At 67.7% G+C, this 22,839-nt stretch carries 25 protein-coding genes; 15 read left to right on the plus strand and 10 right to left on the minus strand.

The window, feature by feature from the left end:
* Nucleotides 1-6: 6 nt before the first annotated feature.
* Complete coding sequence (locus ACQCX5_RS01165) at nt 7-1,353, minus strand: DUF222 domain-containing protein (protein ID WP_434540191.1); 1,347 nt, start codon at nt 1,351-1,353, stop codon at nt 7-9.
* Nucleotides 1,354-1,901: 548 nt separating this feature from the next.
* Nucleotides 1,902-2,180 (minus strand): DUF2249 domain-containing protein, encoded by a 279-nt coding sequence (locus tag ACQCX5_RS01170; protein ID WP_434540192.1) that lies wholly within the window; start codon nt 2,178-2,180, stop codon nt 1,902-1,904.
* Nucleotides 2,181-2,252: 72 nt separating this feature from the next.
* Here ACQCX5_RS01170 and ACQCX5_RS01175 point away from each other — a divergent pair, with 72 nt between their 5' ends.
* Nucleotides 2,253-2,945 carry a helix-turn-helix transcriptional regulator gene (locus ACQCX5_RS01175; RefSeq protein WP_434540193.1) on the plus strand — a complete coding sequence of 231 codons (693 nt, stop codon included), beginning with the start codon at nt 2,253-2,255 and terminating at the stop codon, nt 2,943-2,945.
* Between the two features lie 11 nt (nt 2,946-2,956).
* Here ACQCX5_RS01175 and lpdA read toward each other — a convergent pair whose 3' ends face one another.
* On the minus strand, nt 2,957-4,357 hold the full coding sequence (lpdA, locus tag ACQCX5_RS01180; RefSeq protein ID WP_434540194.1) for a dihydrolipoyl dehydrogenase: 1,401 nt from the start codon (nt 4,355-4,357) through the stop codon (nt 2,957-2,959).
* 114 nt (nt 4,358-4,471) lie between these two features.
* On the opposite strand from lpdA, the gene ACQCX5_RS01185 reads away from it, so the two are divergent.
* Complete coding sequence (locus tag ACQCX5_RS01185) at nt 4,472-5,998, plus strand: helix-turn-helix domain-containing protein (protein ID WP_434540195.1); 1,527 nt, start codon at nt 4,472-4,474, stop codon at nt 5,996-5,998.
* Nucleotides 5,999-6,015: 17 nt separating this feature from the next.
* On the opposite strand, the gene pdxY is transcribed toward ACQCX5_RS01185, so the two are convergent.
* On the minus strand, nt 6,016-6,864 hold the full coding sequence (gene pdxY / locus ACQCX5_RS01190; RefSeq protein WP_434540196.1) for a pyridoxal kinase PdxY: 849 nt from the start codon (nt 6,862-6,864) through the stop codon (nt 6,016-6,018).
* A 130-nt stretch (nt 6,865-6,994) separates the two neighbouring features.
* Here pdxY and ACQCX5_RS01195 point away from each other — a divergent pair, with 130 nt between their 5' ends.
* Both ACQCX5_RS01195 and ACQCX5_RS01200 read left to right on the plus strand, forming a co-directional pair.
* On the plus strand, nt 6,995-7,771 hold the full coding sequence (locus ACQCX5_RS01195) for a glycerophosphodiester phosphodiesterase (protein WP_434540197.1): 777 nt from the start codon (nt 6,995-6,997) through the stop codon (nt 7,769-7,771).
* A 66-nt stretch (nt 7,772-7,837) separates the two neighbouring features.
* Nucleotides 7,838-8,173 carry an RNA polymerase-binding protein RbpA gene (locus tag ACQCX5_RS01200; protein ID WP_434540198.1) on the plus strand — a complete coding sequence of 112 codons (336 nt, stop codon included), beginning with the start codon at nt 7,838-7,840 and terminating at the stop codon, nt 8,171-8,173.
* Nucleotides 8,174-8,197: 24 nt separating this feature from the next.
* Here the strand turns inward: ACQCX5_RS01200 and ACQCX5_RS01205 are convergent, their stop codons facing one another.
* Both ACQCX5_RS01205 and lnt read right to left on the minus strand, forming a co-directional pair.
* On the minus strand, nt 8,198-8,695 hold the full coding sequence (locus tag ACQCX5_RS01205) for an FxsA family protein (protein WP_434540199.1): 498 nt from the start codon (nt 8,693-8,695) through the stop codon (nt 8,198-8,200).
* Between the two features lie 9 nt (nt 8,696-8,704).
* Complete coding sequence (lnt, locus tag ACQCX5_RS01210; protein ID WP_434540200.1) at nt 8,705-10,309, minus strand: apolipoprotein N-acyltransferase; 1,605 nt, start codon at nt 10,307-10,309, stop codon at nt 8,705-8,707.
* Nucleotides 10,310-10,338: 29 nt separating this feature from the next.
* On the opposite strand from lnt, the gene ACQCX5_RS01215 reads away from it, so the two are divergent.
* Nucleotides 10,339-11,295 carry a 5'-3' exonuclease gene (locus ACQCX5_RS01215; protein ID WP_434540201.1) on the plus strand — a complete coding sequence of 319 codons (957 nt, stop codon included), beginning with the start codon at nt 10,339-10,341 and terminating at the stop codon, nt 11,293-11,295.
* Nucleotides 11,296-11,299: 4 nt separating this feature from the next.
* On the opposite strand, the gene metW is transcribed toward ACQCX5_RS01215, so the two are convergent.
* Nucleotides 11,300-11,893, minus strand: coding sequence for a methionine biosynthesis protein MetW (gene metW / locus ACQCX5_RS01220; RefSeq protein WP_434540202.1), 594 nt, complete (start codon nt 11,891-11,893; stop codon nt 11,300-11,302).
* Nucleotides 11,890-13,047 (minus strand): homoserine O-acetyltransferase MetX, encoded by a 1,158-nt coding sequence (gene metX / locus ACQCX5_RS01225; RefSeq protein ID WP_434540203.1) that lies wholly within the window; start codon nt 13,045-13,047, stop codon nt 11,890-11,892. Before metX ends, metW begins: the two co-directional genes overlap by 4 nt.
* Before the next feature lie 125 nt (nt 13,048-13,172).
* Between metX and ACQCX5_RS01230 the strand changes: the two genes are divergently transcribed.
* Nucleotides 13,173-13,793 carry an alpha/beta hydrolase gene (locus tag ACQCX5_RS01230; protein ID WP_434540204.1) on the plus strand — a complete coding sequence of 207 codons (621 nt, stop codon included), beginning with the start codon at nt 13,173-13,175 and terminating at the stop codon, nt 13,791-13,793.
* A 49-nt stretch (nt 13,794-13,842) separates the two neighbouring features.
* Here ACQCX5_RS01230 and ACQCX5_RS01235 read toward each other — a convergent pair whose 3' ends face one another.
* Entirely contained in the window at nt 13,843-14,310 is a 468-nt protein-coding gene (locus ACQCX5_RS01235) for a hypothetical protein (protein WP_434540205.1), read from the minus strand.
* 80 nt (nt 14,311-14,390) lie between these two features.
* On the opposite strand from ACQCX5_RS01235, the gene ACQCX5_RS01240 reads away from it, so the two are divergent.
* Together ACQCX5_RS01240 and ACQCX5_RS01245 are read left to right on the plus strand one after the other, a co-directional pair.
* Nucleotides 14,391-14,822: a Fur family transcriptional regulator gene (locus tag ACQCX5_RS01240; RefSeq protein ID WP_434540206.1), complete on the plus strand. Its 432-nt coding sequence runs from the start codon at nt 14,391-14,393 to the stop codon at nt 14,820-14,822.
* Between the two features lie 112 nt (nt 14,823-14,934).
* Nucleotides 14,935-16,395: a catalase gene (locus ACQCX5_RS01245; RefSeq protein ID WP_434540207.1), complete on the plus strand. Its 1,461-nt coding sequence runs from the start codon at nt 14,935-14,937 to the stop codon at nt 16,393-16,395.
* Between the two features lie 80 nt (nt 16,396-16,475).
* Here the strand turns inward: ACQCX5_RS01245 and ACQCX5_RS01250 are convergent, their stop codons facing one another.
* Entirely contained in the window at nt 16,476-17,738 is a 1,263-nt protein-coding gene (locus ACQCX5_RS01250; RefSeq protein WP_434540208.1) for a citrate synthase, read from the minus strand.
* An 88-nt stretch (nt 17,739-17,826) separates the two neighbouring features.
* On the opposite strand from ACQCX5_RS01250, the gene ACQCX5_RS01255 reads away from it, so the two are divergent.
* The 7 genes from ACQCX5_RS01255 (at nt 17,827) to ACQCX5_RS01285 (ending at nt 22,832) form a co-directional block, all read left to right on the plus strand.
* Nucleotides 17,827-18,687, plus strand: a complete 861-nt coding sequence (locus ACQCX5_RS01255; RefSeq protein WP_434540209.1) for a Cof-type HAD-IIB family hydrolase — start codon at nt 17,827-17,829, stop codon at nt 18,685-18,687.
* 24 nt (nt 18,688-18,711) lie between these two features.
* Nucleotides 18,712-19,281: an isochorismatase family protein gene (locus tag ACQCX5_RS01260; RefSeq protein ID WP_434540210.1), complete on the plus strand. Its 570-nt coding sequence runs from the start codon at nt 18,712-18,714 to the stop codon at nt 19,279-19,281.
* Nucleotides 19,282-19,292: 11 nt separating this feature from the next.
* Nucleotides 19,293-19,967 carry a DNA alkylation repair protein gene (locus ACQCX5_RS01265; RefSeq protein ID WP_434540211.1) on the plus strand — a complete coding sequence of 225 codons (675 nt, stop codon included), beginning with the start codon at nt 19,293-19,295 and terminating at the stop codon, nt 19,965-19,967.
* Complete coding sequence (locus tag ACQCX5_RS01270; RefSeq protein ID WP_434540212.1) at nt 19,964-20,983, plus strand: NAD(P)H-dependent flavin oxidoreductase; 1,020 nt, start codon at nt 19,964-19,966, stop codon at nt 20,981-20,983. Before ACQCX5_RS01265 ends, ACQCX5_RS01270 begins: the two co-directional genes overlap by 4 nt.
* 1 nt (nt 20,984) lies before the next feature.
* On the plus strand, nt 20,985-21,749 hold the full coding sequence (locus ACQCX5_RS01275; RefSeq protein WP_434540213.1) for an MFS transporter: 765 nt from the start codon (nt 20,985-20,987) through the stop codon (nt 21,747-21,749).
* A gap of 71 nt (nt 21,750-21,820) precedes the next feature.
* On the plus strand, nt 21,821-22,174 hold the full coding sequence (locus ACQCX5_RS01280; protein WP_434540214.1) for a hypothetical protein: 354 nt from the start codon (nt 21,821-21,823) through the stop codon (nt 22,172-22,174).
* 97 nt (nt 22,175-22,271) lie between these two features.
* The gene (locus tag ACQCX5_RS01285; RefSeq protein WP_434540215.1) at nt 22,272-22,832 is read left to right on the plus strand and encodes a dihydrofolate reductase family protein; all 561 of its coding nucleotides are present in this window, start codon (nt 22,272-22,274) and stop codon (nt 22,830-22,832) included.
* Nucleotides 22,833-22,839 lie beyond the last annotated feature (7 nt).

Below are 22,839 nucleotides of genomic sequence, written 5' to 3' on the forward strand. Positions count from 1 at the left end.
GCTGGGTCAGGCGGCGGGCAGGATCTGTCCGGTGGGGTCCTCGATCAGCCAGGTGTGGCTGGGGGTGACGAGGTAGCCGAACCCGAGGGGTGATTTCCAGAGGTAGGTGCCGGGTGACGGCTGGGACAGTCGCCAGCCGCCGTGGGTCTTGGCCCGGTGGACCTTTCGGGAGAGTGGGGCGAGGTTGTCGGGCCTGGTTAGTGGTTGTTGGCCTGGTCGGGGTGGTGCCCAGGGGATGGTGTGGTCCAGGTCCAGCCCTCGTGAGGACTTCTTGGAGTAGGGGAAGGCTTCGTGGGGGTTGCGCAGGGTGATCCATTCCCGCATCCGGGGTGGCACGTGGTAGGCGTCGGTGGGTGCGAGTTCTTCCGGGTTCAGGACGGGACGGACGTTGATGCGGGTGTTGCCGGTGAGGTGTTTCACCCAGCCGGCGAGTAGGGAGCCGGCTTTCTCGACCTTCACGAGCCCTTCGCCGGTGTGCAGGGTGGTGTCGGTGAGGTGGACGATCAGGTCGGTGCGGGGCAGTAGTTGGTCGGGGTCGACGGTGATGGTGCCGCAGGTGTGGCCGCGTTGGCCCTGTGCGGGGCAGTCGGGGTTGAACCCGTCGGCCTCGCCGGGCAGCTCATCTGTGAGGGCGGCTTGCAGCAGCTGCAACGCCCGTGCTGGGGTGGCGAGCAGGCCGAGTGCCTGGGCGCGCCGGACCTGTTGGGATTCGCGGTTGCCGCCGTGGGCGAGGATTTCGGCGAGCCGGTTCAGTTGGGCGTCGAGGAAGATCGCATCCGCAGTATCGATCGTCGCCGACACGTCGGCGACGCCGGCCCCGGAGCCGTCGACGCCGCGGGTGTTGATGTCCACCCGCCGCCTCGCCAACGCCTCGTCCACCGGCGGTTGGGTGGGGTCGTGCAGCAGCTCCTCGACGCACGCTTTGATGAACTCGAGCACGCGGCCGAAAGCCATGGTGTTGAGCCAGTGGGGCAGGTCCCTGTCGAGACTGACGGCCTGCTCATACGACAGTTGCCAGGTGGCGCTGGCGAGTTCGGTGGCCTGCCAGACGCGGAGGCGGCCGTCCATCAGCACGGCCCAGGTGTTCGGCAGTCGGTGCCTGACAGCGAGGGCATGCGCGATGTGGATCCTGACGGCTTCTTCGGACTGCCGCAGCGCCGCCGCCAACTCCAACGTGCAGAACTCCGCCACCCCCGGCGTCCCGTCCCCGCCCCACTGCACCAGCCGCTCCGTCCCGGCGAGCACGGGTGATTCTTCCGGGATGTAGCTGTATTGGTCGGCGAACTCGGCATAGAGCCGGAACTCCTCAGCCTCCGCGCGGCATTTGGCGAGGAACGCATCATTCAACGCCACGAGCTTCGCCCGCGCCCCTTCAGCGCTGATCTCGGTCTTCGCGAACCGCTGCTCCGAGGGTCGCCGGTCAATCGGCGGCCTCGGTTTGCGTGTCCGCCTCGGCCACGACCGAGCCGGCTCCGGGTCGGGCGCGGCTGGCGCAGGTCTGGTTCGTGTTGGAGTTGGTCTTGCAGGTGTTGCGGCGTTGGATCCCATCCGGACCACCTCGCCCCTTCATCTCGAGGGAATGAACCACGATCCGACACCACCTCGTGTCGAACGGTTGTTCTATTCTCGCAAGCCCATCGACCCCACACAACCCCCGGGCAAGATCTGTGGAAAACTATTTCCCCACCAACCTCGCGGGCACCCATCGCCGGCAACACCGTGCAGAAACCTCGCCCCAGACCGAGGTTCCCGCACACCGTCCCCACTGTGGACCGTCCCTGGTGGACCAGCGCCCCACAGCAACAGCCGCGTCGGCAACATCACCGACGCGGCTGCAGGGGTGGCGCATCGGCGATGTCCGCCCCGTCCGGGCTCGCCGCGCGCCATCAACACCCAGGTCGTCACACCCGGGCGAGCTTCAGCTTCCAGGCCTCCGGGCCCTCTTCCAGGTAGCTGATCTCGATGCTGTCCCCATGTGCCTGCTGGATCTGCGCCAGCAGCGGCAGCGGGTTGTGCGGCGCCACCAGCGCCAGCGCGCTGCCGGGCTGCAGCGAGTCAACCGCACCCAGGATCGCCGCATGGCGAATGGCGTGGCTGATGGTGCGGGCGTCGATCACGGGCAGGTCGTCATGTTCGCCGCAGCCGCAGGTGTGCTTCTCGACGATGGGCAGGTCGGTCATCTGTGAGCCTTTCGAAGGGTTCGTGCATCAATTCTTACAGACCAAGCTGTAGTTATTCAGTATGATCACACCATGAGCACCGCGCTGGGACCCACCCCCCTGATATCCCAGTCCGCGATCACGCCGGCCCGGGCCAAGGTTGCCCGGGCGCTCGCCGACGCCGCCACTCCACCCACGCTCGCCGAACTCGTCACCACGCTCGGCGGCCACCCCAACACCACCCGGGCCCACCTCGATGCCCTCGCCACCGCCGGTCTCGCCACTGTCGGCACCAGGGCAACCCCCGGGCGCGGGCGGCCGGCGTCCACCTGGCAACTCACTGACCACGGACGACGTGCGCTGGCCGGCGACCCCGCCATCACGACGCATGTCGAGGTGATGACGGCCATCGCAGCCCATCTTGACGACCTGCCCGACGGACCCGATCGTGCCCACCGCATCGGGCACGACTGGGGCCGGCAGCACCAGCTCGACGGCAGCCCCGCGCAGCTGCTGCCGCTGCTCGACGGGCTTGGCTTCTCACCTGCTGGCGACGGCGACGTCGTCCGTCTGCTCACCTGCCCCCTGCTCGGGTCGGCACGCGAATACCCCGCCGTGGTCTGCGGGCTGCACGCCGGTCTGATCGCGGGGGCCACCGGCCGGGACGACCTCGCCCTCGAGCCGTTCGCCGAACCGGGGGCCTGCCGTGTCGTGCACCGCGTCGTGCACCGCCATGCAGACGAGGGCCCGGGCGCAATGCCCGAGCCCTCCGAGTGCCAGCCCTGATCAGTAGGTGATCAGTAGTTGATCATGTGGCCGCCGATGCCCTCGGCAGCCTCCTTGAGAGCCTCCGACAGGGTCGGGTGCGCGTGGATTGCACGGCCGATCTCATCGGTGGTCAGGTCGTACTGCTGGGCGAGCACCAGCTCGGGCAGCAGTTCGGTGACGTCGGGGCCGATCATCGAGGCACCGAGAATCTCGTTGTAGCGCGCATCGGCGACGATCTTGACGAAGCCGACGCCGTCGCCCAGGCCCCAGGCCTTGCCGTTGGCGGCAAAGGGGAACTTGGCCGTCTTGACCTCGTACCCCTTCTCCTTGGCCTGGTCCTCGGAGTACCCGAAGCTGGCCACCTGCGGCTGGCAGTAGGTCGCACGCGGGATCATGTCGTAGTTGATCGGCTCGGTGGGGGCACCGGCGATGGTCTCGGCGGCCACGACGCCCTGGGCCTCTGCGGCGTGGGCGAGCATCATCTTGGCGGTCACGTCACCGATGGCGTAGACGCCCGGCACGTTGGTGCGCATGTATTCATCGATCGCGATGGCGCCGCGATCGGTCAGCGCCACGCCGGTCTTGTCGAGGCCATAGCCCGAGAGGCGCGGGGCGAAGCCGAGTGCCGAGAGCACCTTGTCAGCCTCGAGCACCTGGGCGTCGCCGCCCTTGGCCGGGGCCACGGTCACGCGCACGTTCGAGCCGGTGTCCTCGATCGACTGCACGGCAGTGCTGGTGAGCACCTTGATGCCGAGCTTCTTGTACTGCTTGGCGAGCTCGGCCGAGATTTCCTTGTCCTCGGTCGGCACCATGCGGTCTGCGTACTCGACGATGGTGACGTCGACGCCGTAGCTGTTGAGCACATAGGCGAACTCGGTGCCAATGGCGCCCGAGCCGGCGATGATGATCGAGGCGGGCAGCGACTCGGCAAGGATCTGCTCTTCGTAGGTCGCCACGTTGGCAGAGACCTGAGTGCCCGGCAGCATCTTGGCGACGGCGCCGGCAGCGATGATGATGTTCTCGCCGGTGACCTGCTCGACGGCGCCGTTGTCATCGGTGACGTTGATCGACTTCGGGCCGGTGAACTCGCCCCAGCCGTTGTACTCGGTGACCTTGTTCTTCTTCATCAGGTAGTGGATGCCGTTGGTCATCCGCTTCGAGACCTCCCGGCTGCGCGTGAATGCCTTGCCGTAGTTCGGGGTCATCTGGCCCTCAAGACCGAACAGGTCGGCTTCCTTCGTCACGATGTGTGCGAGCTCGGCATTGCGAAGCAGGCTCTTCGTGGGGATGCAGCCCACGTTGAGGCAGACACCGCCCCAGTACTTCTTCTCGATGATGGCGGTCTTCAGGCCGAGCTGCGCGGCACGGATGGCGGCCACGTATCCACCGGGGCCAGCGCCCAGGATCACGACGTCGTAATGTGCACTCATGGCGCCCACTCTAGTGCGAAGCGGCACCACGCAGGCGCGGGGTTCGCGGCTGGACGACACTCCTAGTCACCGCGGCAGCTAGGGATTAACTCTCATGTGAGTTAAGCTGTGCGAATGACCGATACCACCGCAGTCAGCATCGGACGCCTGATCCGCGACGCGCGAAAGCAGCGTGGGCTCACCCAGCAGCAGCTCGCCGACGCGCTCTCGACTTCGCAGAGCGCGATCACCCGCATCGAGTCCGGTGGCCAGAACCTGAGCCTCGAGATGATCAACCGCATCGCCGACGCGCTCGACAGCCCCCTGATCACCCCTGCGGGCGGCGGCACCATGAACCTGCGCATCCAGGGCGGCACCAAGCTGTCGGGCAGCATCGAGGTTCGCTCGTCCAAGAACGCCGCCGTGGCGCTGCTGTGTGCCTCACTGATCAACAAGGGGACGACCCGGCTGGTGGGCATCGCCCGCATTGAAGAGGTCAACCGCATCCTCGAGGTGCTGAGCAGCATCGGTGTTTCGGCCGAGTGGAGCGACGACAAGTCGGTGCTCACCCTGCAGCGCCCCGCTGAGCTTGCCCTGGACAGGATGGACCTGGATGCCGCCCGCAAGACGCGCTCGGTGATCATGTTCCTCGGCCCGCTGCTGCACTACTACGAGAAGTTCCAGCTGCCCTACGCCGGTGGCTGTGACCTCGGTTCGCGCACCGTCGAGCCCCACCTCAACGCGCTACGTGAGTTCGGCCTCGACGTCGTGGCCACCGAGGGTTTCTACAACGCCACCGTCGCCGCCGGCGCAGACACGGTGCGCAGGATCGTGCTCACCGAGCGCGGCGACACCGTCACCGAGAACACCCTGCTGGCTGCCGCCCAGACCCCGGGCACCACGATCATCCGCAATGCCTCGCCGAACTACATGGTCCAGGACCTCTGCTTCTTCCTGACCGAGCTGGGCGTCACGGTCGAGGGCATCGGCACCACGACATTGACCGTGACTGGTGTGCCCGACATCAACGTCGACGTGGAATACGCCCCCTCGGAGGACCCCATCGAGGCGATGAGCCTGCTCACCGCCGCGATCGTCACCGGCTCCGAACTCACCGTGACCCGTGCCCCCATCGAGTTCCTCGAAATCGAGCTGGCCGTGCTCAGCGAGATGGGCCTGTCGTACAGCCTCACCGACGAATACACGTCCCGCAATGGCGCCACCCGCCTGGTCGACGTCACCGTGCACCCCTCGACGCTGCGTGCGCCCAAGGACAAGATCCACCCCATGCCGTTCCCGGGGCTCAACATCGACAACCTGCCGTTCTTCGCAGTGATCGCGGCAGCCGCCGAGGGCGAGACCCTGATCCACGACTGGGTCTATGAGAACCGCGCGATCCACCTGCTCGAGCTGGGCAAGCTCGGCGCCAACGTCAAGCTGCTCGACCCGCACCGGCTCGAGGTCAACGGCCCCACCCGCTGGCGCGGGCGCGAGCTCGTGTGTCCCCCGGCCCTTCGTCCGGCTGTCTGCCTGCTGCTGGCCGCGCTCGCGGCACGCGGCGAGAGCGTGCTGCGCGATGTCTACATGATCAACCGCGGCTACGAAGACCTGCCGGCGCGCCTGAACGCGCTGGGCGCCGACATCGAGGTCTTCTTCGAGTGAGGCCCCGTGGCCCCGCCTCAGGCGATCCGCTGCGCGGTGAACCTGTGGGTCGGGGCCACGATCTCGTCCTGGGCCGGGACGATCCTGAGCTCCAGTGAATCGAGGTCGGTCGTGGCCTTGAGCACGCCATAGACCGAACCGGCCGTCAGGGCCAGCACTTCGTCCATGGGCAGCCCCGACAGCAACCGCGCGAGGAAGGTCGCGGTGGTCAGGTCGCCCGAGCCGGTGAATGAGCGGTCGAGCAGGGGCGTCTCGACCTGCCAGGCACCCTCATCTGTCACGGCCACCATGCGCATGGCGGACTCACCCTCGAACACCGCCGACGTCACCAGTACCGTGTTCGGCCCCTGGCTGCGCAGCGCCTGGGCGGCCTCGACCACCTCGGCCAGGCTGCCCACCGTGCGGTCGGTCAGGTATTCCAGCTCGAACAGGTTGGGCGTCATCACATCGGCAGCCGGCACGACATGCTCACGCATGAATTCCGGGATACCGGGGCGGGCATAGAAACCGCGCCCGTAGTCGCCCATGACCGGGTCGCAGCAATAGATCGCTGCAGGGTTGCGTTGCTTGACCAGAGCAGCCGCCTCGAGGATCACCGCACCCATGTCGGGAGCACCCTGGTAGCCCGAGAGCACGGCATCACACCTGTCGAGCACCTCGCGGTCGTCGATGCCCAGCACGACCTCGCGCACGTCGGCCGCCGGGATCAACGGGCCACGCCACGCGCCATAGCCCGTGTGGTTGCTGAACGTGACGGTGTAGACCGGCCAGGTCTCGATCCCGAGACGCTGCAGGGGAAAGACGGCCGATGAGTTGCCGGCGTGCCCATAGGCGACGGCGGACTGGATGGACAGGATCGTGGTCACAATCTGCAATTCTTGCACGCACAACGAGACCCCCGCCATCGCGCGTCGCCGCCGCTCGTGGGAGTATCGTCCTCAGTGACCTGCGCGAGAGAAGGTGTCGCCCAGGCATGAGCAAGCCAGGAGATGGTCGATGCGCGCGGCAGACCACACGTACTTCGACGCCCCGTTCGTGGCGATGGCCCATCGGGGCGGACCACTCCTGCCGACGAACATCGGGCGTGAGAACACCCTGCTCGCCTTTGAGAACGCCTTGTGCCTTGGCTACCGCTACATCGAGACCGACGTGCACCTGACCCGCGACGGCCACCTCGTGGCCTTCCACGACGAATCCCTCGACCGGGCGACCGACCGCTCGGGGCGCATCGGCGAACTGAGCCTGGTCGAGGTGCGCCAGGCCCGCGTGGGCACCGAGCGGGTGCCCACCCTGGACGAGGTGCTCGACCAGCTCGACTGCCGCATCAACATCGACATCAAGGCCAACAGCGCCGAGGCCCCACTGGTGCGCGCCCTCGAACGCCACCATGCCCTCGATCGCGTGTGCGTGGGATCGTTCAGTGAGGTGCGCCTGCGCCGGTTCCGGGCGCTGTCGGGTGGACGCGTCGCCACCTCGGTCGGGCCCCTGGGCGTGGCCGCGGGCATGTTCGCCGCGCGCACCGGCTTCGGGCCGAGTGCAGTGGGCGCGGCCTTCCAGGTGCCCGTGCGCACCCGGATTGCCGGGCGCATGGTCGATGTGGTCACCCCGGCGTTCGTGCGCAGGGCCCACTCATGGGGCAAACAGGTGCACGTCTGGACGATCGACGACCCCGACACCATGAACGAGCTCATCGACATGGGCGTCGACGGCCTGATCAGCGATCGCATCGACGTGCTGAAACAGGTGCTGGTGGCCCGCGGGCTGTGGTCCTGACTGTTCCTGCCCGCCGCTTGGTGGGGGTCGCTACATTGAAAGGGACCCTTTTCGAGGAGGAACACCATGGCCGACCGAGCACTGCGTGGAATGGGACTGGGTTCGAAGAGCTTCGAGGATGAGGAAGGCATCGAGTTCGCCAGCCGTCAGCAGCTGGAGTTCAAGTGTGAGCAGGGCCACGTCTTCGAGTTGACGTTCGCCGCCGAGGCCGAGCTGCCGCTCGAATGGGAGTGCCCCCGCTGCGGCCGCAAGGCACTGCGCACCGACGGGGCCCTGCCCGAGGACAAGCAGGAGAAGCCCCCGCGCACCCACTGGGACATGCTGATCGAGCGCCGGTCGATTCCTGACCTGGAAGACCTGCTGGCCGAGCGGCTTGAACTGCGCCGCAACGAACAGCTCTGATCCCCCGCAGCTCTGATCACCTGGTCAGAGCACGCGCCCCTCGAGCGCCGGCGGGGCCGTGTCATCGTCGGACGAGTCGGGGCTCGGCTCGTCCACGACTTCACCCGGGATCACGGTGGGCCCACCGAAGCTGGCACCACGCACCCCGATGACCTTGTTCATCACCCAGCGCGGCAGTTCGCGGCCACCGGGCAGCAGGCACAACAACGCCAACACGTCGGTGATGAAGCCGGGCAGCAACAGCAGCCCACCGGCCACGAGCACCAGGGCTCCGTCCGACAACTCCCGTGAGGGCACCTGGCCCTTCTGGGTCGTCTCGACGAATGAGTGCAGCGTGGTGCGGGCCTGGTAGCCGATCAGCGCGATACCCAGTGCGGCGATGCCCAGCACGATGAACAGCGTCGGGAAGAACCCGACGGCCCCGACGGTGCGCCACAGCAGCCAGATCTCCAGGATCGGCACCGCGATCACGACCAGCGCGATGACGAGTCCCACCCAGCGGAATTTTCCGGCCTGTTCCATGACGAAATACTACCCGGCGTCGGAAACGGCCCTGCCTCGCACGGCCAGCACCACCCCGGCCACCAGCCCCAGCGCGGCGACGACGGCAGCGACCAGTTCCCACGCCGGGCCCACGATGACCGCCGGGGTGGCGCCGGCGCGCAGCGGCACGGTGTAGGTGGCAGACGCCGAGGTCGACTCACGGGTCTTGTCGATCACCCGTCCCCTGGCGTCGATGTAACCCGAGAACGAACTCGTCGTTGACACCACGATCTCGCGGCGCAGTTCCATGGCCCGCACCCGGGTCATCTCGAACTGCTGGCGCGGTTGCCCGGTGGCGGTGTAGGTGGCGTTGTTCGACTGCACCACCAGCAGCTGGGCGCCGTTCGTGGCGGTGTCGTACACGGTGCTGTCCCAGGCCAGTTCGAAGCAGATGACGTCGCCGATCCGCAGCCTGGTGGCATCAGTCCCGACACCGAGCGGCACGTCGAGCACCCCCGGCTGGTTGCCCGGCACGGCCTGGTTGCCGACCTGTTCCAGGATCGGCAGCAGGGGCAGCAGGGTGTCACGCAGGGGGATGAACTCACCGAACGGCACGAGGTTGCGCTTGTCGTAGCGGCCCTGGATTCCCTGTTCGGGGTGCACCCACAGGCCCGTCGTCTGGCGCTCACCCTTCCCCGGGCCCGCCATCACTGACCCGACGAAGATCGGCTTCTCGGCGAACTTCACGGCCTCGTTGATCAGGGCAGCAGTCTCGACATCGCGCGTCGGGTCGATGTCGGTGGAATTCTCGGGCCACAGCACGAAGTCAGGCATTGGTGTGGCGCCCACGCGTGCCTTGGCCATCAGCATGATGGTCTCGCTCAGGTGGTTGTTGGTGACCGAGCGGGCATAGCCCATTGCCTCTGACCCGGCCGTGCCGTCGACATTGCCCTGCACCATGCCGACATGCACCTGGGCGCCGGTGGCCGGGCGTGCGGGCGCCAGCCCAGCGATCGGCCCCACCGCGAAGATCGCCGCCACCAGCCCCACCGGCAACAGAGCGCGACGCCAGGTGACCACCGACGATGCGTGGGCCGCGCGCACGAGCACCCGTTCCACGCCCCAGGCCAGCAGGGTGCCGCTGAGCGCCACCAAAAAGCTCACGCCGCCCACGCCGATCCAGGGCAACAGGCCACCGAGCGGGGAGTCTGCCGTCGTGAAGCCGAGGCGCATCCAGCCGAAACCGCCGAACGGCACCCGCGACGAGGCGAACTCGGCCAGCGACCACATGGCCGCGGTCAGCACGGGCCACGCCGGCAGGTTGCGCACTGCGGACGTGCCCCAGCCGATCAGCAACCCCCAGACCGCCATGAACAGGCACAGCGCCGCCCCCACGTACCAGCCGAGCACTGAGATCCAGCCGACGAACAGGGTGAACAGTGACAGGCCCATCAGGTAGCCCCAGCGGGCGCCGCGGCCGAGTGGGCTGCGTGCCTCCTGGACCCCCCAGCGCAGCACTACGGTGAACAGGGCGATGCCGAGCGGGGCCAGTGGCCACCACTTCAGCGGGGCGAAGGCCATCGACACCAGGGCCCCCGCAAGCAATGCGCCGACGGGGGCCACCAGTCGGACCGGCTGTGGTTTCTGAGTCATGACGCCACCCATGATGACATGATGCGGCAATGCAGACGCGCATGCTCTTCGACACCGCCACCTTGTACTTCCGGTCGTTCTTCGGCCTGCCCTCATCGATGGTCGCCCCCGACGGCACCCAGGTGAACGCGGTGCGCGGATTGCTCGATTCGATCGCCCGTCTGGTCGACCAGTACCGCCCCACCGAACTGGCCTGCGCCTGGGACAACGACTGGCGCCCGACCTGGCGGGTGGCGCTGGTGCCCACCTACAAGACCCATCGCCTGTCCCCCGGCCGCCGCGTCGACGTGGTCGGTGCCGCCGGCAGGGGCGCGGTCAGTGGCCAGGCCGAAGAGACCCCCGCCGCGTTGACCACCCAGGTGCCGATCATCCTCGACGTGCTCGATGCCTTCGGCGTGCCCGTGATCGGCGTCGACGACCACGAGGCCGACGACGTGCTCGGCAGCCTCGCCGCCCAGCCAGGGTTGCCGTCGCTGGTCGTCACGGGTGACCGCGACCTGTTCCAACTGGCCCATGACGACACCGTCGTGGTCTACATCGGCAAGGGCGTGGCCAAGCACGAACTGGTCGACGACGCCTGGCTGCAGGCCAGGTACGGCATCACCGCCCGGCAATATGTCGACTTCTCGGTCTTGCGGGGTGACGCCTCGGACGGTCTACCCGGTGTGGCCGGCATCGGTGAAAAATCGGCCGCCCAGCTGGTCACCACCTATGGCGGCCTCGACGAGCTCGCGGCTGCCGCGTCCGACCCCGAATCGACGATGAGCAAAGGGCTACGGACGAAGCTGGCCGGGGCCATCGACTACCTGGGGCCGGCACGTGAGGTGGTGCAGGTGGTGACCGACCTGCCGGTCGGCGAGGCCAACCTGAGGATCGCCGACATGGCCACCGATGACGCCCGCCTCGATGCACTGGCCGAGCGCTGGGCGCTGGGATCGTCCGTCACCCGACTGCGCGAGGCGCTGGGCGCCGCGCGCGCCGGTTGATGCCTCAGGCCCGCCCGAGCCGGTAGATCGCGGCCCCCGCCAGCAGGTTGGGGAAGCGTTCGACCAGTCCCCCGGTCGAGCCGTCCTCGCTCAGGGCCACCCGTTGTTCGATGCGCAACCTGTGCGAGGTCAGGAAGGCCTCGAGGTCGACGAGCGTGGCGTGGTGCAGGTTCGGCGAGTCGTACCAGTCATAGGGCAGGTCTCGCGACATCGGCATGTGCCCGGCGAGCAGGCGCAGGCGGTTGCGCCACATGCCGAAGTTCGGCATCGAGACGATCAGCTTGCGCCCGATGCGCGACATCTGCGCCAGCACCTCTTCGGGGTCACGCACCACCTGCAGCGTGCGCGAGAGCACCACCACGTCATAGGAGTCGTCGGCGAACTCGCCGAGCTGGGTGTCCAGGTCGAGTTCGACGACATCGACGCCACCCCGGATGGCCTCGAGCACTGCGTCGTTGTCGATGTCGACGCCGGTGCCGCGGCAGTCCTTTGCCCGGGTCAGGTGCTGCATCAGCGCCCCGTTGCCGCAGCCCAGGTCGAGCACGCGGGCGCGGTCCGGGATCAGGTCGGCGATCAGTGACAGGTCAGGACGGATCATCGGGGAACCCCCAGCAGTGCCTCGCGGCCCAGGAATGCCAGCACCGTGTCGTGGTACTCGGGGATGTCCAGCAGGAACGAGTCGTGGCCCCACACCGACTTGATCTCGCGGAAGCTGACGGGCAGTTGGGCATGTTCCAGCGCCCTGACGATGCGCCGCGAATGGGCTGTCGAGAAGCGCCAGTCCGAGTCAAAGCTCACCACCAGGAAGTCGACCGGGTTCTTCCGCAACGCAGCCAGCGCGTTGTCACGGGCGAAGGGGTCGAAATAGTCCATGACCCGGGTCAGGTACAGGTAGCTGAGCGCGTCGAACCGCGTCAGGAACTTGTTGCCCTGGTGTTCCAGGTAGCTCTCGACGGCGAAGTCGACGCCGAAACCGCGCGCCTGACCGGGGTACTGCGCCGAGCGGCCGAACTTCTCTTCGAAGGCATCCTCGGACAGGTAGGTGATGTGCGCCATCATCCGTGCGGTCGACAGCCCGGTGTCAGGGCCCTGCGCGTCGGGGAACTGCCCGCCGGCGAAGTTCGGGTCGCGCATGATCGCCGAGCGGCCCACCGCCGAGAACCCGATGTTCTGTGCGGTCAGCCGGCTCGACGCAGCGATGATGATGCCCCGGTCGAGCGTTTCGGGATGGCGCAGCGACCACTCGAGCACCTGCATGCCCCCCAGCGACCCGCCCACCACGCCGGCCCACCTGTGGATGCCCAGGAATCGTCCAAGGGCCAGGTGCACCGTCACGAAGTCGGACATGTCGAGCAGCGGGAAGTCGAGCCCGTAACGCTGTCCGGTGTTGGGGTTGACCGATCGCGGCCCCGTCGTGCCCCGGCAGCCACCCAACAGGTTGGCGGATACGACGAACCAGCGGTCGGTGTCGATGGGCTTGCCCGGGCCGATCATGGTGTGCCACCAGCCCGCGACCCCGGCCTCATTGGTGCCTGCGGCGTGGGCGTCGCCCGTCAGCGCATGGCAGATGAACACAGCATTGCTGGCCTGTTCGTTCAGCGTCCCGTACGTCTCGTAGGCCACCTCGACCTCTTCGAGCAGTTCACCGCTGGCCAGCACCAGTGGGGCCTCACTCGTGAACAGCATGGCCTCGTGGGTGTGCACCATCGTGGGCGCGGGCCCGTCGTCAGGGGGTGCAGTGTGCTCAGCCATGCCGCCCAGTCTTTCGCACCCGCGCGGGATTGACACACTCGTGTCGCAGTGCGGCGTTTAGTTGCATGTTCATGTATTGTCGTGCCGACGTCTGTACCGTGACCCCGACCTGCCAAGGAGTTTTGATGCGTCTTGATGCCGATGCCGTGCTGTGGGACCACACCGCCGGCAAGGATGCACCCCTGCTCGTGCTGCTGCACGGCCTGGGTTCGCACGAGGGTGACCTGTTCGGGCTCGTGCCGCACCTGCCGGACTACGTCAACGTGGCCTCGCTGCGGGCACCGCTCGCCGTGGCCAACGGCGGGCGTGCCTGGTTCAACGTCAACATCGGCGAGGACGGCCGACCCTGGCATGAGGCCCACGAGATCGAGGCCGCGGGGCAGGACGTCGTCGCCTGGCTCGACTCGCTGGGCGAGACCTACCCACGGGTGGCGCTGCTGGGGTTCTCACAGGGGGCCGCGATCACCATGAAGGTGGCCAGCATGATCCCCGACCGCCTCGAATGTGTCGTGGCGCTGTCCGGCCTGCTGCCGAAGACCGTGGACGATGCGCAGCCCACGTCGCTGCCGGCCTTCATCGCCGCGGGCGACTTCGACCAGGTCATCGGGGCCGATCGCACGGCTGCGGTAATCAGCTGGGCTGAGTCACACCTGGCCGCCGAGGTGCACCACTACCCCATGGCACACGAAGTGATCGCCCCCGAACTGGCCGACGTGCGTGACTTCCTGGGGCGCCATCTGGGCTGAGTCGGGCTACGTGTGCCGGCGCAGTTGCTCTGGGGTCAGTGGTTCGAGGTCAGTGGTTCGAGGTCAGTGGTTCGACGGATCGGTGTACCCAGGCACCCAGGGCCAGCGCGCCCAGCAGTGCGACGCCGAACGCGACCAGGAAGGGCCACGTGTTGCCCCACAGCCGGAATGACCAGCCGAGCCACGCCATCATCACGACGGCGAAGATGACCACCCACACGAGCCACATCGCCACCGCAGCCAACAGCGCACGTCCGAGCGACTTGCGCAGCCACTCCCGGGCGGCGGCGGCGACCACGCCGGTCACCGGGGCCACGGCCAGGCTGGCCATTCCACCGAAGACAGCACCCATGCCCACCGCCCACCACACGTCAGCAGCCGGTGCCGGCACGATCAGCACCACCATGGTGGCTGCCCCGGCGAGCACCAGCGTGGCAACCACGCCCAGCGACACGGGGAAGAACACCTTCAGCGACCCGTCGGAGGGGTTCATCTCGGCGGCGGACGGGATCGGCATGCCGTCCATTATGGCGCGTGGCGCGCCGGGAGCCCTCGGGTTGTCTTGACTGGATCCAGAAGATGATTAACTTGGATGTCATGGTGAACGACGAATACCCCACGATGCTGCGGCGCGTGGGCCTTCGTGTCACCGCCCCACGACTGGCGGCACTCGCCGCCATCCATGACCTGCCGCACAGCGACGCCGACCAGGTTGCCGGGGCGGTGCGCGAACGCCTGGGCACGGTCTCGAAGCAGGCCGTCTACGACGTGCTGGCCGCACTCACCGACCACGGTCTCGTGCGGCGGGTGGCGGCCGACGGGCACCGCGCCCGCTACGAACTGCAGACCCTCGACAACCACCACCACATGGTGTGCCGCTCCTGCGGCGCGCTCGAGGATGTGCCCTGCCAGGTCGGCGAGGCGCCCTGCCTGGAGCCCAGCATCGACCACGGCTACGACCTCGAGGTGGCCGAGGTGCTCTACCTGGGGCTCTGCCCGTCGTGCCGGGCCGCCGCCGTACGTGTCTAACCTGATCACAACGTTTTTTTGACCGACTCCAGACAAGCACTAGATTGGCTGGTGTGGGCGCGTTGGCCCACACCCGGAAGCTGACCGAAGTGAATTGACAGGAGACCCGACAATGACTGTTGACCCGAACCACTCGCACTCCACCACCGAGAGCGGTGCACCCCGCGAATCCGACCAGCACTCACTGAGCGTCGGGGCTGACGGGCCGCTGCTGCTGCACGACGTCGCCCTGGTCGAGAAGTTGGCCCGCTTCGACCGCGAGCGGGTGCCCGAGCGCTCGCCCCACGCCAAGGGTTCCGGCGCCTTCGGTGAGTTCACCGTCACCCAGGACGTCAGCCAGTACACGAAGGCGAAGTTCCTGCAGCCGGGTGCGACCACGCGCATGCTGGCCCGGTTCTCGACCGTTGCCGGCGAACTCGGTTCGCCCGACACGTGGCGTGACGTGCGCGGTTTCGCGCTGAAGTTCTATACCGAAGAGGGCAACTTCGACATGGTGGGCAACAACACCCCCGTCTTCTTCGTGCGTGACCCCATGAAGTTCCCCGACTTCATCCACTCGCAGAAGCGCATGCCCGACACCGGCCTGCGGTCGAACAACATGCAGTGGGACTTCTGGAGCCTGTCGCCCGAGTCAGCGCACCAGGTGGCCTACCTCATGGGTGAGCGTGGCCTGCCCCGCACGTGGCGCAACATGAACGGCTATTCGTCGCACACCTATTCGTGGAACAACGCGGCCGGCGAGCAGTTCTGGGTCAAGTGGCACTTCCACACCCGCCAGGGCATCGAGAACATCTCGAACGACGAGGCCGCCAAGCTGGCCGGTGACGACGCCGACTTCCACCGCCGCGACCTGTTCGAGGCCATCGAGCGGGGCGAGTTCCCCAGCTGGAAGGTCAGCGTGCAGGTCATGCCCTATGCCGATGCCAAGACCTACCGGTTCAACCCGTTCGACCTCACCAAGGTGTGGCCGCACGCCGACTACCCGCTGGTCGAGGTGGGCGAGTTCGTGCTGAACGAGAACCCCGCCAACCACTTCGCCCAGATCGAGCAGGCCGCGTTCAGCCCCTCGAACACCGTTCCCGGGACGGGCGTCTCGCCCGACAAGATGCTGCTGGGCCGCGTGTTCAGCTACCCCGACGCACAGCGCAACCGCATCGGCACCAACTACAACCAGCTGCCCGTCAACCAGCCGATCTCGCCCGTGAACGACTACGGCAAGGAGGGCTCGATGCAGTACCACCACAGCGGCAACGCCCCGGTCTACTCGCCCAACTCCTACGGCCGCGCCTACCAGGCTGAGCAGGGCCCGGTCGACAACGGCTGGGAATCCGACGGTGCCATGGTGCGCAGTGCCTATTCGCTGCACGCCGAGGACGACGACTTCGGCCAGGCCCACACGTTGGTCCGCGACGTCTACACCGACGAGCAGCGCGCCGCCCTGGTCGAGACCGTGGTGGGTTCGCTGCGGGCCGGTGTCGAAGAGCCCGTGCTGACCAACGTCTTCACCTACTGGAAGAACATCGACCAGCAGGTCGGCGAGCAGATCGAGCAGCAGTACCGCGCGCAGGCCTGATCGCCTGAGCGTCTGACAACTTTACACCGCTGCCGCCCGGGGATCCCCGGGCGGCAGTTCGCGCGCGTGAGCCCCTCTGTTCAGGCCCCGGCACGCCCCTCGAGCGGCACGAACGACCGCTCACGGTGCCCGGTGTAGACCTGACGAGGCCGCATGATCTTCTGTTCGGGGTCGGTGACCCCTTCGAGCCACTGGGCACACCAGCCCGCCGTCCGGGGCACGGCGAACAGCACGGTGAACATCTCGGGCGGGAACCGCAGTGCCTCGTAGATCAGGCCCGAATAGAAGTCGACATTCGGGTAGAGCCGCCGGCTGATGAAGTACTCGTCCTCGAGCGCGACCTTTTCGAGTTCGCGCGCCACCTCGAGCAGCGGGTTCCTGGCGCCAGTTGCCTCGAGCACGTCCTCACAGGCCTTCTTGATGATGCGGGCGCGGGGGTCGTAGCTCTTGTAGACCCGGTGCCCGAAGCCCATCAGCCGCGCCTTGCCAGCCTTCACGCCCTCGATGAACTCCCCCACCCGGTCAGGGCTGCCGATCTGCTTGAGCATCGCGAGCACCGCCTCGTTCGCCCCGCCGTGCAGCGGCCCGAACAGTGCGCCGATACCGGCGCCCACCGAGGTGTAGACATCGTTGCCGGCCGAGGCCACCGCCCGCACCGCGTTCGTCGAGCAGTTCTGCTCGTGGTCGGCATGCAGGATGAACAGCACCTCGAGTGCCCGGGTCACCCGCGGGTCGGCGCGATAGACGAGCTGTTGGCTCTGGAACAACATGGCCAGGAAGTTGTCGACATATCCCAGTTCGTCGTTGGGGTAGACGTAGTGGCGCCCGATCGACTGCCGGTATGCCCACGCGGCGATCGTGGGGATCTTGGCCAGCATGCGCACGATGTTGCGCTCGCGTGCTTCGGGGTCGGCGATGTCGCGGGCGCTGGGGTAGAACGTCACCATCGAGGCCACCCCCGACATCAGTTTGGCCATGGGGTGGGCGTCGTAGCGGTAGGACTGGATGATGCCGCGCACGTTCTCGTGCACGAACCGGTGCTTGTTGATCTCGTTGTTCCACACCGCCAACTGGTCCGGGGTGGGCAGCTCGCCGTAGAGCAACAGGTAGGCCACCTCAAGGTGGGTGGCATTGCCTGCCAGCTGCTCGATCGGGTAGCCACGGTACTCGAGGATGCCCTGGTCGCCATCGATGTAGGTGATCGCGCTGCGCACGGTCGCGGTGTTCACCAGGCCGGGGTCATAGGTGCTCAGTCCGGCCCTGGCGAGGTCGGCGCCGCGGACGACCCCGTTCTCGGCGGGGATGTCGGTGCTCTTGCCGTCTTGGGTGCTGGTCAGCTGCATGCGTACACCCTAGGAGGCGATTCCAGCGGGGTGGACCCGGCCCGGCGCAAACGCGTTCTGGCAGTACGATTGGTCACATATGCGTGACATGACCTCTGCCCCGTCCGAAGTTGTTCCCTCGTGGTCGGCCATCGCGCGCGGCCCGCACGATGTGCGCATGGTCGTCAGCGACATGGACGGCACCCTGCTCGACGATGATGGCGCCGTCCCCGAGGGCTTCTGGCCGGTGCTGGACTGGATGCAACAGCGCGGCATTGTCTTCGTCCCGGCCAGCGGCAGGCAGTACGCGACGCTCACCCGGCTCTTCGACCACGTCGACGACAACCTGTCCGTGGTGGCCGAGAACGGCAGCATGGTGGTGCACGACGGCGAGGTGGTCTCGGCCACGGTCATGTCGCGCGATGTGGTGCGCCAGGTCATCGAGGCCGCGCGCAGTGCCCCCAACGCCGATGACCTGTTCGTGGTCGTGTGCGGGTTGCGCAGCGCCTACCTGGACAGGACGGCGCCGGAGTTCGAGGCCGACTCGCTGAAGTACTTCGCCAAGCTCGAGCGCGTCGACGACCTGCTCGACGTCGATGACGACGCCCTCAAGATCGCGATCTATGACTTCGGTGACACGGAACGCACCGCAGCCACCCAGTTTGCGCACCTCGCGGACGACGGCCACCACCAGGTCATCGTCTCGGCGGCGCGCTGGATCGACGTGATGAGCTCACAGGTCGACAAGGGCCAGGGCGTCCGTGCGCTGCAGCGGGCGCTCGACATCACCCCCGGCCAGACTGTGATTTTTGGCGACTACCTCAACGACCTGCAGATGATGGCTGCCGGCCAGTGGTCCTTCGCGATGCAGAACGCCCACCCGCAGATCCGCGCGACGGCGAAGTACCTGGCGCCGCGCAACACCGAGCATGGTGTCGTGACCGTGCTCGAACACCTGCTCGGCATCTGAGCGCCGGGTGCCTAGGCTGTGGGCATGACTTCGGGATTGCTGATCGTCGACGTGCAGAACGACTTCACCGAGGGCGGTGCGCTGGCCACTGCAGGTGGCGCGACCGCCGCGGCTGCCATCACTGCCCACCTGGCCACCCATGACTACGACCTCGTGGCCGCCAGCCGCGACTGGCACCACGGCGACGATGACAACGCCGGGCACTTCTCGCCCGAGCCCGACTACATCGATACCTGGCCCGTGCACTGCGTCGCCGGCACTGAGGGGGCCGACTACCACCCGGCGCTGGCCGTCGAGCGCATCGATGTGCATGTGCTGAAGGGGCAGGGGGTGCCGGCGTATTCGGCGTTCGAGGGTGCCACCGAGGACGGGTCCACGCTGGCCCAGGTGCTCGCCGATCGGGGCGTGACGCACCTGGATGTGGTGGGCATCGCCACCGACCACTGCGTGCGGGCATCGGCGCTGGACGCGCGCCGCTTCGGGCTTGACGTGCGCGTCATCGACAGTCTGACCAGCGCCGTCAGCCCCCGGACCCGTGCTGCGGCACTCGACGAACTGCGCGCGGCCGGTGTCACCGTCGTCGACCAGGCGTGAGGGCCGACCACATGACCGACGCGACCGTGAGCCAGGTGCTCGACCAACTGGCGGCGCTTGACGACCCGAAGATGCGTGCCGTGAACGAGCGGCACGGCGATGACCATGGGGTGAACCTGACCAAACTGCGCGCCGTGGCCAAGGCCCTGAAGACCAACCAGCCCCTGGCGCTCGACCTGTGGCGGACCGACAACACCGCCGCCCGGTTGGTGGCGCTGCTCATCTGTCGCCCCAAGCTGTTCAGCGCCGACGACCTTGACCGGATGCTGCGCGAGTCGCGGTCGCCAAAGGTCTTCGACTGGTTGGTGAACTATGTCGTGAAGAAGTCACCGCATGCCGAAGAACTGCGCGTCGGCTGGCTCGCCGATCCCGACCCGGTCGTGCAGTCGGCCGGGTGGGCGCTCACCAGCGAACGGGTGGTCAAGCGTCCCGAAGGCCTCGACCTGTCGGGACTGCTCGATGTCATCGAGGCTGAACTGAAGGACGCGCCCGAACGGCTGCAGTGGGCCCAGAACTACTCACTGGGGCTCATCGGCATCCACCACCCTGACCTGCGCGCCCGGGTGCTCGACATCGGTGAGCGGCTCGAAGTGCTCAAGGACTACCCGACAGCGCCGAACTGCACCTCGCCCTATGTGCCGATCTGGGTCAACGAGATGGTCAGCCGCGAAGCAGCACGCACATGAACGACGTGCTGGGCACTCCCCTGCCGATTGCTGCCGCGCCCATGGCCGGCGGGCCCACCACCGTGGCTCTCTCGGCGGCCGTCGCGCGGGCTGGCGGTTTCCCGTTCCTGGCCGCGGGCTACAAGACTGTCGAGGCGATGGCCGACGAGGTCGAAGCGCTGCGCCGGCAGGCACCGTCGTTCGGGGTGAACCTGTTCGTGCCACAGCGGTGGCCGGTTGACCAGCAGGCCGTGGCTGACTACGCGGGAGAGCTTGCCCCATGGGCGGCTGACTTCGGAGTCGAGGCCACGCCGCCCACCGGCTCGGACGACGACTTCTTCACCGAGAAGGTGGCCCACCTGGTCGCCCATCCCGTGCCCGTCATCAGCTTCACCTTCGGACTGCCCGGGGCCGATGTCGTCCGCGCCCTGCAGCTGGTCGGCAGCCGGGTCTTCGCCACCGTCACCAGCCCGGACGAGGCAGTGGCGGCGGCTGGTGTCGGCGCCGACGCCCTGGTCGTCCAAGGGCCCGGCGCCGGCGGCCATTCGGCGGTGTTCGACCCCCACGCCTGGCCCCCGCCGAACGAGACCGTCGACGTGCTGCGGGCCATTGGCCGGGTCACCGACCTTCCGCTCATCGCGGCGGGCGGCATCGACGGGCCGACCGCGGTGCGGGCGCTGCTCGACCAGGGAGCCGCGGCAGTGTCGGTCGGCACCTTGCTGTTGCGCTGCGACGAAGCTGGAACGAACACCGTCCACCGGGCGGCGCTGGCGAGGACCGACTGGGCTGACACTGTGATGACAAGGGCTTTCACCGGTCGCCCCGCCAGATCGCTGCCGAACCGGTTCGCCACCACCTTCGCGACCAGCGCGCCCGCGGCCTACCCCGAGGTGCACCACCTGACCCGACCGCTGCGCCAGGCCGCGCTGCGACGCGGCGATGCAGAATTCGTGCACCTGTGGGCCGGCGCTGGCTACCGCCATGCCACCACCGGGCCCGCAGGCGAGGTCATCGCGCGGCTCGCGAATAACCTCTGACGTGAGCTCGACCACCACCCCGCGGACTGGCGGAATGTCGCCCCTGCTGGTCGCCGCCTTCGCCATCGCCGGCGGCGCCTCTGTCGGCAACCTCTACTGGGCCCAGCCGCTGCTGGCGGTGATCGCCGAGACATTCCACATCCCCACGGCCTCGGCGGGCACGGTTGTCACCGTCACCCAGTTGGGCTACGCCATCGGTGCCCTGCTGATCATCCCGTCCGGCGACATCGTCAACCGCCGTCGGGTGATCCCGGTGCTCATGTCGCTGGCTGCCATCGCGCTGCTGATGACCGGGCTCGCACCGAGCTGGCCGGCCCTGCTCGCCGCGGTGGCCGCGATCGGGCTCACCACCGTTTCGGGCCAGATGCTGATGCCCTTGGCCGGCGACGTCGCCACCCCCCTGCAGCGCGGCCGCGTGCTGAGCATCGTCGCCTCGGGAATCCTGCTCGGACTGGTGCTAGCCCGGGCCATCAGCGGGCTGCTCGCCCAATGGCTGGGCTGGCGCGCCGTCTTCTTCGTGGCCGCAGGAATCATGGTCGTGCTCGCCGTCGTGATGGCGCGCCTGCTGCCGGACCTGCCACCCCGCGAACGCCTCACCTACCCCACCCTGTTCGTGCGCATGCTCAAGCTGTTGGGCAACCCGAAGGTGCGGGCCACCATGGTGCTGGGCGTGCCGACGATGGGCATCTTCACCCTGTTCTGGACCGCACTGACGTTCCTGTCTCGGGCCCGCCCTACCACTACTCGGTCACCACCATCGGACTGATCAGCCTGCTCGGTGCCGTCGGTGCACCGGCGGCGACCGTCGCAGGGCGGCTCCATGACCGCGGCCTGTCGATGCAGGCCATCGGCAGTGGTTTCGCCGTCATGCTGGTGGGCCTTGCCCTGGCTGGGGTGGGCGGGCAGCAGCTGGGGTTGGTGCTGGTCGCCATCGTGGTGGTGCAGTCGGGGCTGCAGGTCGCCCTGGTGCTCACCCAGACCCGCATGCTCAGCATCGACGGGTCGGCCCGCAGCCGGCTCAACACGCTGTACGTGGTCACGAACTTCCTGGGCGGCGCCGTGGGGTCCACGCTCGCGACGTTCCTGTGGCCCCGCGGTGGCTGGCCGGCCGTGATGGCGGCGGGCGCCGTGGTGGTCGCGTTGGCATTGCTCGCGTGGTTCGTCCAGTGGACGAGGCAGCGCGCACGGTAGTCGACCCGAACACACCGAGTGCGCGGACCAGCACGCCACCCTTGCGGATCGCCGTCGGCTGACGTTCGATGGTGGGATCCCCCACCAAGGAGCCACCATGTCCCGCAAACTCATCGCCGGCCTGTTTTACTCGGTCGACGGCGTTGCCTCTGATCCGAACACGTTCCAGTACGACTCGTTCGATGCCGACCTCGGTGCCCTGATGACCACGACGATCGCCCCCGTCGACGAGATCATTCTGGGTCGGGTCACCTACCAGGAGTGGGCGGGGTACTGGCCCAATGTCACCGAGGGTGATGATTCCGGCTTTGCCGACTTCATCAACACCACACCCAAGCATGTGGCCAGTTCCACGCTCACACCCGTCGACCTGACCTGGAACAATTCGAGTCTTGTCACCAGCGACCTGCTCGCCTTCATCCGGCAGCTCAAGCAGCGCCCGGGCGGTGACATTGCCGTGCAGGGCTCGCTCTCGGTGGTGCGCCAATGCGTTGATGCCGGGCTCATGGACGAGCTCAGCCTGATCGTCCACCCGGCGCTGGCCGGGGGCGGTCGCCGGCTGTTCGAGGGGGCGAATCACCAGCGGCTGACGCTGCTTCGCTCGCAGCAGACCGAGAAGGGCAACATCGTCGCCACCTACGGCCCGTTCGCCGGCTGATCGTCGA

The organism is Aestuariimicrobium sp. G57, assembly GCF_050110855.1.
Lineage (GTDB): Bacteria > Actinomycetota > Actinomycetes > Propionibacteriales > Propionibacteriaceae > Aestuariimicrobium.